15 protein-coding genes and 3 tRNA genes are annotated in these 13,868 nt (G+C 69.0%); 6 read left to right on the top strand and 12 right to left on the bottom strand.

Annotated elements, in window-relative coordinates:
- The first annotated feature begins 23 nt into the window (after nucleotides 1-23).
- From EFY87_RS00985 to purM, 3 genes are read left to right on the top strand one after another with little or no spacing between them, the layout of a single operon-like run.
- Complete coding sequence (locus tag EFY87_RS00985) at nucleotides 24-305, top strand: hypothetical protein (RefSeq protein WP_148043197.1); 282 nt, start codon at nucleotides 24-26, stop codon at nucleotides 303-305.
- A gap of 35 nt (nucleotides 306-340) precedes the next feature.
- The gene (purF, locus tag EFY87_RS00980; protein ID WP_123269434.1) at nucleotides 341-1,930 is read left to right on the top strand and encodes an amidophosphoribosyltransferase; all 1,590 of its coding nucleotides are present in this window, start codon (nucleotides 341-343) and stop codon (nucleotides 1,928-1,930) included.
- A 31-nt stretch (nucleotides 1,931-1,961) separates the two neighbouring features.
- Nucleotides 1,962-3,071, top strand: coding sequence for a phosphoribosylformylglycinamidine cyclo-ligase (gene purM / locus EFY87_RS00975; protein ID WP_123269433.1), 1,110 nt, complete (start codon nucleotides 1,962-1,964; stop codon nucleotides 3,069-3,071).
- A gap of 37 nt (nucleotides 3,072-3,108) precedes the next feature.
- On the opposite strand, the gene EFY87_RS00970 is transcribed toward purM, so the two are convergent.
- Complete coding sequence (locus EFY87_RS00970) at nucleotides 3,109-3,303, bottom strand: DUF3073 domain-containing protein (RefSeq protein ID WP_123269432.1); 195 nt, start codon at nucleotides 3,301-3,303, stop codon at nucleotides 3,109-3,111.
- 153 nt (nucleotides 3,304-3,456) lie between these two features.
- Nucleotides 3,457-3,783: a hypothetical protein gene (locus tag EFY87_RS00965; RefSeq protein ID WP_123269431.1), complete on the bottom strand. Its 327-nt coding sequence runs from the start codon at nucleotides 3,781-3,783 to the stop codon at nucleotides 3,457-3,459.
- A 380-nt stretch (nucleotides 3,784-4,163) separates the two neighbouring features.
- Between EFY87_RS00965 and EFY87_RS00960 the strand changes: the two genes are divergently transcribed.
- Nucleotides 4,164-4,517 (top strand): hypothetical protein, encoded by a 354-nt coding sequence (locus tag EFY87_RS00960; RefSeq protein WP_123269430.1) that lies wholly within the window; start codon nucleotides 4,164-4,166, stop codon nucleotides 4,515-4,517.
- Nucleotides 4,518-4,531: 14 nt separating this feature from the next.
- Here EFY87_RS00960 and EFY87_RS00955 read toward each other — a convergent pair whose 3' ends face one another.
- From EFY87_RS00955 to EFY87_RS00935, 5 genes are all read right to left on the bottom strand, one after another.
- Entirely contained in the window at nucleotides 4,532-5,077 is a 546-nt protein-coding gene (locus EFY87_RS00955; RefSeq protein ID WP_123269429.1) for a hypothetical protein, read from the bottom strand.
- 88 nt (nucleotides 5,078-5,165) lie between these two features.
- Nucleotides 5,166-5,241: transfer RNA gene (locus EFY87_RS00950), tRNA-Phe, on the bottom strand.
- 17 nt (nucleotides 5,242-5,258) lie between these two features.
- Nucleotides 5,259-5,332, bottom strand: a tRNA-Asp gene (locus tag EFY87_RS00945).
- Between the two features lie 42 nt (nucleotides 5,333-5,374).
- Nucleotides 5,375-5,447: transfer RNA gene (locus EFY87_RS00940), tRNA-Glu, on the bottom strand.
- Between the two features lie 99 nt (nucleotides 5,448-5,546).
- Nucleotides 5,547-6,593 (bottom strand): PHP domain-containing protein, encoded by a 1,047-nt coding sequence (locus tag EFY87_RS00935; RefSeq protein WP_123269428.1) that lies wholly within the window; start codon nucleotides 6,591-6,593, stop codon nucleotides 5,547-5,549.
- Between the two features lie 251 nt (nucleotides 6,594-6,844).
- Between EFY87_RS00935 and EFY87_RS00930 the strand changes: the two genes are divergently transcribed.
- The gene (locus tag EFY87_RS00930) at nucleotides 6,845-7,312 is read left to right on the top strand and encodes a hypothetical protein (RefSeq protein ID WP_123269427.1); all 468 of its coding nucleotides are present in this window, start codon (nucleotides 6,845-6,847) and stop codon (nucleotides 7,310-7,312) included.
- Nucleotides 7,313-7,363: 51 nt separating this feature from the next.
- On the opposite strand, the gene EFY87_RS00925 is transcribed toward EFY87_RS00930, so the two are convergent.
- The 3 genes from EFY87_RS00925 to EFY87_RS00915 are packed head-to-tail and all read right to left on the bottom strand — an operon-like array spanning nucleotide 7,364 to nucleotide 10,202.
- Nucleotides 7,364-8,326: a threo-3-hydroxy-L-aspartate ammonia-lyase gene (locus EFY87_RS00925; protein ID WP_123269426.1), complete on the bottom strand. Its 963-nt coding sequence runs from the start codon at nucleotides 8,324-8,326 to the stop codon at nucleotides 7,364-7,366.
- Nucleotides 8,323-8,886, bottom strand: coding sequence for a hypothetical protein (locus EFY87_RS00920; RefSeq protein ID WP_123269425.1), 564 nt, complete (start codon nucleotides 8,884-8,886; stop codon nucleotides 8,323-8,325). The genes EFY87_RS00925 and EFY87_RS00920 overlap by 4 nt, the downstream gene beginning before the upstream one ends.
- A 47-nt stretch (nucleotides 8,887-8,933) precedes the next feature.
- Entirely contained in the window at nucleotides 8,934-10,202 is a 1,269-nt protein-coding gene (locus EFY87_RS00915; RefSeq protein ID WP_158607448.1) for an MFS transporter, read from the bottom strand.
- Nucleotides 10,203-10,452: 250 nt separating this feature from the next.
- On the opposite strand from EFY87_RS00915, the gene EFY87_RS00910 reads away from it, so the two are divergent.
- Nucleotides 10,453-11,697 (top strand): polysaccharide deacetylase family protein, encoded by a 1,245-nt coding sequence (locus EFY87_RS00910; RefSeq protein WP_123269424.1) that lies wholly within the window; start codon nucleotides 10,453-10,455, stop codon nucleotides 11,695-11,697.
- A 22-nt stretch (nucleotides 11,698-11,719) separates the two neighbouring features.
- Here EFY87_RS00910 and EFY87_RS00905 read toward each other — a convergent pair whose 3' ends face one another.
- Both EFY87_RS00905 and EFY87_RS00900 read right to left on the bottom strand, forming a co-directional pair.
- The gene (locus EFY87_RS00905; protein ID WP_123269423.1) at nucleotides 11,720-13,264 is read right to left on the bottom strand and encodes a glycerol-3-phosphate dehydrogenase/oxidase; all 1,545 of its coding nucleotides are present in this window, start codon (nucleotides 13,262-13,264) and stop codon (nucleotides 11,720-11,722) included.
- Nucleotides 13,261-13,845 (bottom strand): TetR/AcrR family transcriptional regulator, encoded by a 585-nt coding sequence (locus EFY87_RS00900; RefSeq protein ID WP_123269422.1) that lies wholly within the window; start codon nucleotides 13,843-13,845, stop codon nucleotides 13,261-13,263. Before EFY87_RS00900 ends, EFY87_RS00905 begins: the two co-directional genes overlap by 4 nt.
- Between the last annotated feature and the right edge of the window lie 23 nt (nucleotides 13,846-13,868).

The raw sequence follows: 13,868 nt of genomic DNA, 5'->3' as shown, positions 1-13,868 counted from the left end.
CCGGCCGGGCTACCGTGCTGGGCGTGACTGACCAGGGCGAACCCGACCACGAGCGGGACGTGCCACCCGAAAGGCGCGTCGTGCGCATTCCCGTGCGACGCACGCCGAATTTTCTGCGCTTCATCATCACCGGTGCGGTCATCGGTTTCATTGTCGGCGCGATCATCGCCTCGTCGGGGGCGGACGCCGACGGCTACTCCGCCCGCACGGGCGTCGCGCTGATCGGGGGCATCCTGGCTGCCGTCGGCGCTTTGCTGGCGGCGATCGTCGCCTTGCTGCTGGAACGCATCCTCAACCGGCAGTGAACGAAGCACCCCGTCGGACATGACACACTGGAGTCGTGGCGCGCGGTGACGGACGGCTGACGCACGATCTCCTCCCCGGTGAGAAGACACCTCAGGACGAATGCGGTGTCTTCGGTGTCTGGGCTCCCGGCGAGGAAGTCGCGAAACTCACCTACTTCGGGCTCTACGCCCTGCAACACCGGGGGCAGGAGTCGGCCGGCATCGCGACCAGCGACGGTCACAGCATCCTGGTCTACAAGGACATGGGCCTGGTGTCGCAGGTCTTCGACGAGTCGAGCCTGAGCTCCCTGCGTGGGCACCTGGCGATCGGGCACACGCGCTACTCCACCACCGGCGGTAGCACCTGGGAGAACGCCCAGCCGACCCTCGGCGGGAGCGACCGCGGCACCGTCGCCCTGGCGCACAACGGCAACTTGATCAACACGGCGGAGCTGCGCGAGCTGGTCGACGAGCGCCTCGACGGCAGGGCGGCGCGCGGCGAACTCGCCCGCGGCAACACCTCCGACACGGCACTGGTGACCGCGCTGCTGTCGGAGAACCCGGACAAGCCGCTCGAAGAGACTGCGCTCGAGGTGCTGCCCATGCTGCGCGGCGCGTTCTGCTTCGTCTTCATGGACGAGCACACCCTGTATGCCGCCCGCGACCCGTATGGCGTGCGCCCCCTCGCCCTCGGCCGCCTCGAACGGGGCTGGGTGGTGGCCTCGGAGACCGCAGCGCTGCAGACCATCGGCGCAAGCGTCGTGCGGGAGATCGAGCCCGGCGAACTCGTCGCAATCGACGAATACGGCCTGCGCAGCCACACGTTCGCCGAGCCGACTCCGAAAGGCTGCGTCTTCGAATACGTCTACCTGGCCAGGCCCGACGCCGTCATCAACGGTCGTGTCGTGCACGAGGCGCGCGTCGAGATGGGTCGTGCGCTGGCGCGTGAGCACCCGGTCGACGCCGATCTGGTCATCGGCGTGCCCGAGTCCGGCGTTCCGGCAGCGACGGGCTACGCGCAGGAGTCCGGCATACCGTTCGGGCAGGGGTTCGTGAAGAACTCCTACGTCGGCCGCACCTTCATCCAGCCCAGCCAGACGCTGCGCCAGCTCGGGATCCGGCTGAAACTGAACGCGCTCGAGCACGCGGTCAAGGGCAAGCGGCTGATCGTCGTGGACGACTCCGTCGTGCGCGGCAACACCCAGCGGGCGCAGATCCGGATGCTGCGCGAGGCCGGCGCCGCCGAGGTGCACGTGCGCATCTCGTCACCGCCGGTGAAATGGCCGTGCTTCTATGGCATCGACTTCGCGACCCGTGCGGAGCTGATTGCGAACGGTTTGGGCGTCGAGGAGATCCGCGCGTCGATCGGTGCCGACTCGCTCGGCTACATCTCGGAGGACGGCATGATCGCCGCGACGGGGCAGCCCAAGGCGGCTCTGTGCAGCGCGTGCTTCACCGGTGACTACCCGATCGCGCTGCCCGAGGACGGCCGCATCGGCAAACACCTCCTGGAGACGCTGCCGATCGATGTCCGCACCGGCCACGACACCGCCGTCGAGGTAGCCGCGCAGGATCTGCGCCAGGATGCCGAAGGTGTGCCGGTCGGGGTGGCCGGCGGCGCCGAGAACTCCCTGCTGCACCCCTGACCGGCACCGCCATACTCCGAAGGACACCACGATGCCCGACTCCCCGCAGATCACGTATGCCGCAGCCGGCGTCGACGTCGAGGCGGGTGACAAGGCCGTCGAGCTGATGAAGGAATCGGCGCGGCGCGCGACCCGGCCCGAGGTGATCGGCGGACTGGGCGGCTTCGCAGGCCTCTTCGACGCGTCCGCGCTTGCCCGTATGACGCAGCCGGTGCTCGCGACATCGACCGACGGCGTCGGCACCAAGGTGGCCATCGCCCAGGCCATGGATGTGCATGACACGATCGGCTTCGACCTTGTCGGCATGGTCGTCGACGACATCGTGGTCTGCGGCGCAGAGCCGCTCTTCATGACCGACTACATCGCGACCGGCAAGGTCGTCCCGGAACGCATCGCGGCCATCGTGCGTGGCATCGCGCTGGCCTGTGAGCAGGCGAACGTCGCCCTCGTCGGCGGTGAGACAGCCGAGCACCCCGGACTGCTGGAGCCGGGCGAGTATGACGTCGCCGGCGCCGCGACCGGTGTCGCCGAGCGGGCGAAGCTGCTCACCCCCGAGCTGGTGCAGGCCGGTGACGTGGTGGTCGGCATACCGTCCAGCGGACTGCATTCCAACGGCTTCTCGCTGGTGCGGAGCGTGATTGCGGCGGCGGGCTGGTCGCTCGACCGCGAGGTCCCGGAGTTCGGCCGGACGCTTGGCGAGGAGCTGCTCACGCCGACCCGCGTGTATGCCGCCGACCTGCTCGGCCTGATCCAGGCTGTCCCCGTGCATGCGCTGTCGCACGTCACCGGCGGCGGGCTGGCGGCCAACCTGGCCCGGGTGCTGCCGGCCGGGCTGACCGCGGTTGTGGACAGGGACAGCTGGACACCGCCGGCCGTCTTCTCGGTGATCGGCGACCTCGGCAACGTCCCGCAGGAGGACCGGGAGCGCACGCTCAACCAGGGGGTGGGCTTCGCGGCCGTGCTGCCCGAGGCCGCAGTGGATCAGGCTCTCGCCATACTCGCAGCGCGCGGCCTGCCCAGCTGGGTGATGGGAGTCGTGCGCGCAACCGATGAGGTGGACGGCACCCGCGCACCGATCGTCAGCGGCGCGAAAGGTGCGCAGTCAGGTGGTGCGCAACTGATCGGTGTGCACCGAGGCTGATGGTGGGCGCACTGTGCCGCGCCGCAGAGGTGGTCGGTCAGTGTCCGTGTGACGCCCAGTCGGCGTAGTCGCCGTAGTCGTCATCGTCGCGCACGTCGTCGGCGTCGTTCGCCGCGTCGTGCGCCTTCGAGCGAAGCTCCCGCTCGAGTGCATTCAGATCGGTGTCGGGAGAGAAGTACTTCAACTCCCGGGCAACCTTGGTCTGTTTTGCCTTGGCCCGGCCGCGCCCCATGGCGAGACCCCCTCATGTGTTTTGCCGGGACGCGATCGAGCGGTGAACGTGCACGCACGAAAACCACCCTCGGACCCCGGGATCCTCGGTCTATGTCGTGGGGTCAACGGTACCGCAGCGGTCGGACATTCCCAGCATCGACCGGCAGACGCGCTACAGATCGGCGTCGTCGCCCCGCGCTCGCAGCCGCACGAGGGCGGTAATGCCGCCGATTACGAGGATCGCGAGCACGACGCCTGCGATGATCAGCAACGGTTCGTTGTTGGTCTTGTTGGTCGGCTGCTGGAAGCTCGGGACCGAGGTGGCCCATGACGTGCCGTCGTCGGTGTTCGTGCCGGTGCCGATGCGCAGGCCGGCAGTGGTGCTCGTGGTGGTGATGGCCGTGGGGCCGGCCTGTGGGGCTGCCGTCGCGGGGCGCGCGCCGCCGAGCAGGACCGTCAGCAGCACGGGAAGGACCAGGAGGCCGAAGCGGGCACGCATGAGCCCGATTATTGCTCATGCGTGCCCGTCTTCCGTCGGTGCAAGCCTTCGCCCGGGTCTCTTTGGTCGGTCGCTCAGGCCGTATGACGGGTTGCCGTCACACAACGGGCAGTGCGGCAGAGCGGCGGGTGCCTCGTAGCGACCGGGACGCTACTGGTCCGCGTCGCTTCATAGAGTCTTGGTGTGAAAAGACTGGAGGTACGGCGGCACTCCTTGACCAAGAAGGGCCCGAGCCGGGAGTGCGGTTCGCTGCTCTCCACGGACGGGGTGCGGCTCGCGCGGGACGTAGGCGAGCGGCTGACAGATGTGCAGTACGTGCTGACAGGGCCGGATCCCCGGTACGTCGAAACCGCGGTAGTCATGGGTTCGCCGTCGATGAGATGGTCGACTGGCCATCTGGCTATGTGCCGGGCGTCGTCGAGCATCACGATCAATGGCGATGGAACCTCCCGTACGAGCACTACGCCCGGCTGCTCGAAGTAAGTGCTGCACTGCGGGAAGTTGTCGCGGCGCATTGGCAGCACTGGCATCGCGCACTGAGCAAGGTGCGGGACGGCGGAACTGCGTTGGTCGTCTCGTCAGGTGGCTCGATCGAGCCGGTGCTCGTGTTCGCTTTCGCTGCCGGCCGCTTCGCCGAGTGGGGTTCGGCGTTGCATCACCTAGATGGCGCGACCCTTGTGTTCCGCGAGGACACCCGCATTGACCTGGAGATTCGTCGTCGCTGGAGCCGGTAGCCCACTGCTTCGCTTCACTCGGCCCGTATCTCGCGCAGCCTGGGCGGCCACAGCTCGTAGCGGTCGCAGAGGGTGCTGAGTGCGGTCTGCTGCTCACGTAGTTCGCGCCGAACCCAGGGATAGAGTCCAGCGTCGATCTGCGTGGTGAGGACGTCGGAGGCTCGGTCGGGGCCGGTGAGGAGTTGCATTGCGCGGTGCTCCAGGAAGCAGACGAACAGATGCAGCCGTGTCGAGTGGTCGCTGCGGGCCCCGCCATCCGACGCGCTCGGCGTCGACGGCCAGGTCGCACCGGTGGCGTCGATAGCTGCCGCCGCCTGATCGTGGTCGATGAGCCACCAGTGCAGCTGCTCGTGCAGGTAGGTCGCCAGGAGCGAATCGCCGGTTCGGCGCGTGTTGAGGGTGACCACCGGATGCGAATGAGACGGCTGCCCGGTCCGGACGATCACCCGGTCGGTCCATTCGAGGCCGCGCAGGTCATACGCCCTCAGCAAGCGCCGCAGCTCGGCGGCCGTCGCAATCTCCTGAGGCAGCTCCGAGGCGGTCTCGATCCGGATATCCATGCAGCGTGGATATCAGCCGCGGCTGGGCGGATCCGGGCCGTCATACGACAAACGGACCCGTCCGAGGACGGGTCCGCCGGTGCGACCGTGGTGGCCAGAGACGGGGTCGAACCGCCGACCTAGCGATTTTCAGTCGCTCGCTCTACCAACTGAGCTATCTGGCCCTTGGGAAAGGGTGTTGCGACCCCGACGGGACTCGAACCCGCGACCTCCGCCGTGACAGGGCGGCGCGCTAACCAACTGCGCTACGGGGCCTTGCGGCCTTCGTACAACCTGCATCATCGCATGAGCGATGCGTATCCCCAACGGGATTCGAACCCGTGCTACCGCCGTGAAAGGGCGGGGTCCTAGGCCGCTAGACGATGGGGACTCACCTTCGACGACCAGTCCTCCGCGCCAGCGCACCTCGGCTGGCGTCGAGGACTAGATGACTATAGGGGACTATCGAGCGATCCACCAAAACGAGGCGCTAGCGCTTATCGGCCCACTCCAGCAGCCGCTCTTTCGGCCACGTGTTGACGATGCGATCGAGCGGAACGGCAAGGCGTTCGGCGCGCTCGCAGCCGTACTCGACGAAGTCCAGCTGACCCGGTGCGTGGGCGTCGCTGTCGATGGAGAAGAGGCAGCCCGCAGCGACGGCGAGCGCGATGAGTTCGTCCGGCGGATCCTGGCGTTCCGGGCGGGAATTGATCTCCACGGCCACGTCGTGGGCGGCGCACTCGGCGAAGACAGCCTCGGCGTCGAACGCCGATTGATCGCGACGCAGTGCCTTCCCGCGACGCTCGCCGTCGACCATCCGGCCGGTGCAGTGGCCGAGGATGTTGGTGTGCGGGTCGCGGACCGCGCCGATCATCCGCTGTGTCATCGGCGCGCGCGCCATCTTCAGCTTCGAGTGGACCGAAGCCACTCGGACGTCGAGCCGGGCCAGCAGATCGGGCCGCTGGTCGAGCGAGCCGTCATCGAGGATGTCGACCTCGATGCCCTTGAGCAGGGTGAAGCTGCCAGTGTTCTCGTTGATCCGGTCGATGAGCTTCAGCTGTTTGGTAAGGCGCTCGACGCTGAGGCCATTGGCGACCCGCAGCGATGGCGAGTGGTCCGTGAGGACAAGGTATTCGTGGCCGAGTTCCATTGCGGTCGCGACCATTTCGGGGATAGGTGACCCGCCATCGCTCCAGTCGGAGTGGCAATGGCAGTCGCCGCGGAGTGCCGCGCGGTAGCGCTCGCCGCCCTCGGCCAGCCGCTCGGGAGACTTCTCCTCAAGGCTCGCGAGGTATGCCGGCCGCTCGCCCGCCAGTGCCTCGCGGATCACGGCCTCGGTTGCCTTCCCGATGCCCGGCAGGTCCTGCAGCGTGCCCGTCTGCGCGCGGTGTTCCAGCTCGTCTCGTGGCGTGCTCACCACGGTGTCGGCCGCTTGGCGGAACGCCTTGACCCGGTAGGTGCCGGCCCGGGATCGCTCCAGCAGGAAGGCGATCCGGCGTAGCGCGTCGAGCGGTTCGATGGGCTGATCCTCCGGCATACCGTCAAGCTTGCCCGATCTCGGAGGGGCTGGGGTGTCCCGAAGTCGCGACGGTCGAGGGTTGGGGACGGGAATCCGGGCTGGGGGTGTCCCGAAGTCGCGACGGTCGAGGGTTGGGGACGGGAAACCGGGCTGGGGGTGTCCCGAAGTCGCGACGGTCGAGGGTTAGGGACGGGAAACCGGGCCGGGGGTGTCCCGAAGTCGCGACGGTCGCGAGAACGGGACGAGTGGCTGCCCGTAGGCTCCACCGGGTGCGGATCTGGATCGAGTTGCCCTTCCTGGTGGCCGGTGTCGCCTGGGCATGGTGGGCGCGGCGGCGCTGGCAGGTGCGGCAGCTGTCCTGGCTGATCCGGCACTCCCGGGACACCGTCGGGCGGGCACGGGCCGTCACCGTCGCGAGCGGCCTGGTGCTCGCGATCGCTGCGGTCGGCATACTCGCTGTCGCGATCTGGGCGGAGGAGGTGCACCGGCTTTTCTGGGCCCGGATTCCGTTGGCGGTGCTGGTCATTGGCGGATACGTTCCGCTCGCGACGCAACTCGCGCCCGTGCGGCTGCGCATCGGGAAGCTGCGCCGCTCGCCCCAGCAGCGAATGGTTGAACTGGGGGCTCGACCGGCAGTCGCCGACGCGATCGCCGCTGCCGGGCAACCGTTCGCGTTCGTCGGGTCGCTCATCTTCCTGGCGGCACTGACGGTCCTCGCCTGGCACCACGTGCGGTGAGTCATCTGCGTGCGTAAGTGGCAACGGTCGCCGGTTGGGTGCGCGCGCAGGTCAGGGCGCGCTGATCAACCGCGCGAAGCGGTCGAGATCGACGTTGCCGCCGGAGAGGATCACCCCGACCTTGGCGCCGGGCATGGATGGCGCGAGCGAGGCAGCGGCCGCGAAGCCGAGGGCGCCGGTGGGCTCCACGATCAGCTTGCAGGTGCTCGCCAGCGCGCGCATGGCCGACACGAGCTGCGCGTCGCTGACCCGGACGATGTCCTCGACGAGTTCGCGGATAATCGGGAAAGTGAGCCGGCCGAGGGCCGTCGTCTGTGCCCCATCGGCGAGCGTCTGCGGCACCGGGATGGTGACGATCGAGCCGGTGTCGAACGACTGCTTCCCGTCATCACCCGCAGCTGGCTCTGCACCGAAAATCCTTGTGGATGAGCGGATTCCGCGAGCCGCGACCGCCGTACCGCTCAGCAACCCACCGCCGCCGAGTGGTGCGATGACGACGTCGAGGTCGGGCACCTCGTCCATCAACTCCAGCGCGGCAGTGCCCTGCCCGGCGGCGATCTGCGCGTGGTCGAACGGGGGTATGACGATGCGTCCCTCACGGTCGGCCAGCTCCTGTGCGATCGCCTCGCGGCCTTCGGAGAGCCGGTCGTAGGTGACGACCGTTGCGCCATACCCGCGGGTTGCGGTGAGCTTGATCACTGGGGCGTCAGACGGCATCACGATGGTGGCCGGGATGCCGAGCAGTTGCGCCGCGAGCGCCACGGCCTGTGCGTGATTGCCCGACGAGAAGGCGACCACCCCGGCGGCTCGCGCTGGTGCGTCGAGCCGGCTGAGGGCGTTGTAGGCGCCACGAAACTTGAAAGCGCCCATGCGCTGAAGGTTTTCGCACTTCAGGTGCACAGAGATCCCGAACTCGTCGTTCAGCCGGGTGGAGGTGACGACCGGTGTCCGGTGCGCCACTCCGGACAGGCGGGCAGCCGCGTCCTGGACGTCCGCTAGGCCGAAGGCCGTCACTGTTGCGCTTCGTTCGGCGACTCCTCGGCCGCGGCCGTCGTCACGTCCTGCTGGGCTGGTGCTGAGCCGCCGCTCACACTGGGCAGGCTCTGGTTGGCCGGCTTGGTGCTGATCGACGGCTTGCTCTCGGTGGACGTCGCGGCTTCCGCGGCGCCGGAGGTGCGCCTGCTCGCGGCGTCCTGCACCGTCTTGACGGCGAAGAGCACGATGACGACCCCGGCCGCCATCACCAGCCGCGGGTGCCGCACGCCGCGCCGGACGAGGATCCGCTCCACCTTCGCGTCCGCCTTCAGGCCGAGACCGGAGGTGAGCAGCATCAGCCCGCCGGTCGAGGCTGCCGTGAGGTCGCTGATGGCGACCGCACGGTGCAGCGGGTGATCCTCCGGCAGTTCGTCTTCGCCACGGATCGCGAGCAAGACCGTGCCGGCGGTGCCGGCCGTGTTCGCGAGACTCAGACTGCGGCGTGCCCACCGCGGGAACCGGGTGGGCCGGATCAGGGTGACCACGCCGGCCACCGAGGCCGAGGCGAGGTTGAGGAGCGGGGAGTGCTTGGTTGCCATGATGACGACCCTAGACGCCGAGCGGGGTGCCGCGCCGGGTCGGGCGGTCAGGCGGCGGTGTCGGCGGTGGACTGGGCGGGGCTGACGGCGTCGGTCCGGGAGGTGGCGGTGGCCTGCGACCGGCGCAACAACGGCCCGGCGACGACGGCGAGCAAGCACGCCAGTGCGCCGGCCGCGACCGTGACCGTGAAGGCCGCGGTCGCACCGGACAGGTCGGCGAGACGCCCGGCGACGGCAGCGCCTACGGCATACCCGAGCCCGGTGGCGGCGGCGAGCAGCGTCATCGCCGCGCCGGTGCGCGACGGTGGCGTGAGCTGTTCGCCGAGGCTGAACGTGGTGATCATGTATGGCGCCACGCAGCAGCCCAGCACGATGAGCACCGGGCACAACGTGGCCAGCGAGCCGACCAGCAGGAGCGGCGTCGTCAGCACGAACAGACCGGCCGCGCTGACCCGCCAGCGGGTGACATAGCCGATCCGGGCCGGCAGCGTCGCCATGCTCAGGCCCGCGGCGACGCTTCCGACGCCGAGCAAGGCCTGCACCAGCCCGGCGATTCCCTCGTAACCGGCGGCGGTCGCGACCGCGGTGGTGCCGGTCTGCACCGAGCCGAAGACGAGGCCGATGATGAACTGCGCCACGAGCAGCATCGCCAATGCCGTGGTCAGCAGCGTCCCGGCGACGGCGGCGCCACTGCGCGCCGTCAGCAGCCGAGCCGTGGGGTGTATGGCGAACCAGGTGCCGAAAACCGCAAGCAGCACTGCGGCAGCACAGATTCCGACACCCGGGTCGGCCACGGCGGCGATGGAGCCGACCAGTGCCGGGCCGAGCACGAAGGACGCCTCGTCGGCCGCTCCTTCGTAGGAGAACGCGGTGTCGAGCAGACGCAGTGCGGTGCCGGCGCGGCTGCGGGTGCTGATGATCGGACGCCATCGCACCCGGGCGAGTGGGCCGGTCTGCGGCATACAACAGCCGGCGACCGCGGACGCGACGGCCGCCCACGCCCAGGAAACGCCGCTCTCGGCGGCGGCGACGATCGCGACGAGGCCGAGCGCACTCGCCCAGGACTGCAGGAGCACGACGCGGCGCTGCCCGAATCGGTCGGATGCGCCGCCGAGCAGGGGCGCGCCGACCGCGTTGGCCAGTGCCAGTGCTCCGGCACAGACGCCGCCCGCGCCGAAGCTGCCGGTCGCATGGGCAACGAGCAGCAGAGTGCCCATTTGGCTCATGGCAAGCGGCAGTCGCGCGAGGAACGCGACGAGGATGTAGGTACGTCCGGTCAGGCCGAAGAGGTGCCGGTATGACGCAGTAGGTGACACGGGGTGGAACGCCTTTCGAGCGCACGGCTCGCTAGCGCGCGGCTTCCCACCACCAGTCGCGCCCGGTCCCTGTGCTGTTCGGCACCCAGTCTACCGCCGCCCGCGCGGCGGTCCGGCGCATTGCGAAGTGGCTTAGGTCACCGCGTGTGGACTTGGGTTCGCGCCGCGGATGCGTCACTGTGGTGGGGGCGGGCCCGGCATACCCGGGCGGGGCACGCCGGAAGGAACGGATGAGGGGAAGTGGACGCGGATGAGTGTGAGCAGGCGACAGGTGGTGCTGGGTGGCGCCGCTGCGAGCGCGGCGGCGGCGCTGAGCGGGTGCGGGCTCGGCAGGCAGGACTCACAGGGTGCGCCGAGTGCGGTGGGGACCACCACCGCGCAGGACCGGACGAACGCACCGACCGGCACAACGGCGCCGAAGAAGAAGGTGCGGCTGATCGGTGACGGCTCGACGTCGGACACCGGCCCGCAGCCGCATCAGCCGACCCCGCGCAAACTGCAGCCGGGCGAAGCACCGCCGCAGTTCGTGGTCATCTCCTGGGACGGCGCCGGTGAGGTCACCGGCCTGAATCTCCTGTCGCACTACCGCGAGGTGGCCAAGGAAGTCGGTGCCTCGATGACACTCTTCCTGTCCGGGTTGTTCCTGCTGCCCGAAGGCAAGAAGCACCTTTACCGGCCGCCGCGGCACCCGATCGGCGCCTCCGACATCGGTTACCTGACCGACCACGACATCCACGCGACGATCGACAACATCGGCAAGGCGTGGCTGGAGGGTCACGAGATCGGCACGCATTTCAACGGGCACTTCTGCGGGCCGACCGGTGTGCAGCAATGGTCGCCCGCGGACTGGCGCAGTGAGATCAAACAAGCAAAGTTCTTCGTCGAGAACTGGCGCACCACAACAGGTTTCACCGATCTGCCGCCGTTCCCGTTCGACTACGAGAAGGAGCTGGTCGGCGGGCGCACCCCGTGTCTGGAGGGTGCGGACAACCTGCGCACTGCGGCGTCCCAGCTCGGTTGGCGCTATGACAGCAGCAAGACCGCCATCCAGATGTGGCCGTCCAAGGACCGCAACCTGTGGGATCTGTCGATGCAGTCGATCCCGTTCGCCGGGCACACCGGCCAGGTGATCTCGATGGACTACAACATCATGTACAACCAGACCGGCGGCACCACACAGGGAGCTCCGTCCAAGCGGCCGATGTGGCAGCAGCAGGCGGTCGACACCTATCTGGCGGGATTCCGGCGGGTCTATGACTCCAACCGCGCACCGCTGATCATCGGCAACCACTTCGAGGGCTGGAACGGCGGCATCTACATGACGGCCGTCGAGCGCGTGATGCGCAAACTGGCCACCTACCCGGACACGCGGATGGTGTCGTTCCGGCAACTGGTCGACTGGATCGAGGCGCAGGACCCGGCGGTGCTGGCCAAGCTGCGCACCGTGCCGTATGGCGCGAAGCCGCCCGGCGGGTGGAGCAAATTCCTCGCCTGATGCTGCTTCGGGACGCTTTTCGTCAGATGAGCGAAAGTGCCTCTGCCGCAACGTTTTCCGCAAGGTCACGGTCGGCCGGCACGAGTCCGATGCGGGTGCGGCGGTCGAGCAGGTCGCCGATGTCGAGTGCACCTTCGTGACGGAGTGCGAAGTCGAACTCCGCTGGTGTCGTGTGGATTTCGTTGCCGATCGGCTCGTTCCGGGACGGGTCCGCGGAGAGCACGGCGGTCGCCTCGGTGCCATAGCGCCGCACCAGCCGGTCCGGAGCGGGTAGTGCGGCCAGCCGTTCCCGAGAAGCCGCGCCGATCAACGGAGTCCGGGCGCTCACGCAGGGGCCGGCGGTGAGGCGGCGCTCCCGGCATACGGCGTCGACCGCGTCCTGCGCCATGCGCCGGTAGGTCGTGAGCTTCCCGCCGACGACGGTGATCAGTCCGTCCGGGGCCGTCAGCACCGCGTGCCGGCGGGACAGGTCGGCAGTGTCACCCCGCGACGTGCCACCCCTGTCGTCGTCACCGGTGTCCAGCAGCGGCCGCAGGCCGGCGAACGAACCGATCACGTCGGCCGGAGTCAGCGCCGTGCGCAGGACCGGGTTGATGGTGTCCAGCAGGAACTCGGCCTCGCCGTCGCCGGGGAGCGGAACGTCCGGCGGTTCGCCCTCGACCGGCTCGTCGGTCAGGCCGAGGTAGGTCGTGCCGTCCAGCTGCGGCAGGGTGAACACGAAGCGGCCGAAGTGGCCCGGGACCGGAGCGTTCACCACGCAGTTCGGCGTGCCGAGCGATGCCGACCGCACTACCAGATGTGTCCCACGGGAAGGTCGCAGCCGGATGTCGGGAGCCAGCCGATCTGCCCAGACGCCAGTCGCATTGAGCACAGCGCGGGCCTTGATCTCGATCACGTCGCCGGTCAGTTCGTCGCGGGCTCGTGCGCCGTCCGCGGTGACCTCGAGCGCCCGGAGGCGGGTCAGCACCGCGGCGCCGTGCAGCGCCGCAGTCCGGGCGATCGCCACCACGAGCCGCGCATCGTCGGCCAGCTGGCCGTCCCAGCCGAGACTGGCGCCGATCAGGCCGTCCTCGCGGATGCCGGGAGCGAGTGTCAGGGCTTCGGCGGGCCGCAAGCGTCGGGGACGGGGCAGCACGGAAGTAGGTGTGCGAGTAGCACGCCGCAACAGGTCGCCCGCGACGAATCCGGCCATGGTGACGGCGTTTTCGCGACGACCACCGCGGCCGAAGTGGGGCACCAGCCACGGTGTCGTCCGGGTGAGGTGGGGTGCGGTGCGGGTCATCAGGATGCCCCGTTCGACCGCGCTCTCGTGGGCGATGCCGACCTTGCCGGACGCGAGGTAGCGCAACCCACCGTGCGCAAGCTTCGAACTCCAGCGGGAGGTGCCGAACGCCAGGTCGTGTGCGTCGATCGCCACGACGTCGAGGCCGCGGGTGGCTGCATCCAGTGCGGCTCCCGCACCCGTGGCGCCCAGGCCGATGACGAGCAGATCGGCGACCTGCCCGGAGGCGACGTCGTCGAGCTCACGGCGGCGGCGGGCGGCGTTGAGGGAGGCGGATCCGGTCACGACAGGTACCTTTCGACCGCTGTCACAAGTTCGCTGAAAAGTGCTGAGTCGTCGATGGATTCATCGACCATCGTCGGTGTGGAGAAGACGAAACCGATCGCCAGCAGCAGCACCGACCGGGCGAGCAGCACGGCGTTGCCGGTTCGCACCGTGCCGGCGTCCTGCCCCGCACGGATCGCAGCGACGATCGACTCCAACATGGCGTCCTGGGTGCGGCCACGCCGCACCAGCAGGTAGGGGATCAGCAGCTCCGGATCGACGTCGACGATCTTGCCGAAGAGCTCGCCACGGCGGATCTCGGCGGCGACCGCGCCCACCGCGTGCGCGATGCCAGCGGCGTCGAGGCCGATGTGATCCTGCGCCAGGCGGGTGCCGAGAGTCGACCACTCGCGGGTCATCAGGTCGCCGATGAGCGCCGACATGTCCGGCCAGCGCCGGTAGACCGACATGCGCGACACTCCGGCGCGGCGGGCGACATCGGTCATCGTCGTGCGCCGCCAGCCGACCGCGAGGAGGCAGTCGCGCGCAGCGGTCAGCAGGCGGTCGTCCTCGATCGCAGTCTTGTTACGAAGTGCGTTCATCTGTAACACTGTAACATCTTGAG

The sequence above is a fragment of the Flexivirga caeni genome (genome assembly GCF_003724155.1).
GTDB lineage: Bacteria > Actinomycetota > Actinomycetes > Actinomycetales > Dermatophilaceae > Flexivirga > Flexivirga caeni.
The sequence above is the reverse complement of the archived record's forward strand: the minus strand, read 5'-3'. Positions and strand labels throughout refer to the sequence as shown.

What these genes read in the sequence shown, in the direction of transcription:
- purM (WP_123269433.1), top strand. Translation starts at nt 1,962, where the DNA reads ATGCCCGACTCCCCGCAGATCACGTATGCCGCAGCCGGCGTCGACGTC.
- EFY87_RS00970 (WP_123269432.1), bottom strand. Translation starts at nt 3,303, where the DNA reads ATGGGGCGCGGCCGGGCCAAGGCAAAACAGACCAAGGTTGCCCGGGAG.
- EFY87_RS00965 (WP_123269431.1), bottom strand. Translation starts at nt 3,783, where the DNA reads ATGCGTGCCCGCTTCGGCCTCCTGGTCCTTCCCGTGCTGCTGACGGTC.
- EFY87_RS00960 (WP_123269430.1), top strand. Translation starts at nt 4,164, where the DNA reads ATGGTCGACTGGCCATCTGGCTATGTGCCGGGCGTCGTCGAGCATCAC.
- EFY87_RS00955 (WP_123269429.1), bottom strand. Translation starts at nt 5,077, where the DNA reads ATGGATATCCGGATCGAGACCGCCTCGGAGCTGCCTCAGGAGATTGCG.
- EFY87_RS00935 (WP_123269428.1), bottom strand. Translation starts at nt 6,593, where the DNA reads ATGCCGGAGGATCAGCCCATCGAACCGCTCGACGCGCTACGCCGGATC.
- EFY87_RS00920 (WP_123269425.1), bottom strand. Translation starts at nt 8,886, where the DNA reads ATGGCAACCAAGCACTCCCCGCTCCTCAACCTCGCCTCGGCCTCGGTG.
- EFY87_RS00910 (WP_123269424.1), top strand. Translation starts at nt 10,453, where the DNA reads ATGAGTGTGAGCAGGCGACAGGTGGTGCTGGGTGGCGCCGCTGCGAGC.
- EFY87_RS00900 (WP_123269422.1), bottom strand. Translation starts at nt 13,845, where the DNA reads ATGAACGCACTTCGTAACAAGACTGCGATCGAGGACGACCGCCTGCTG.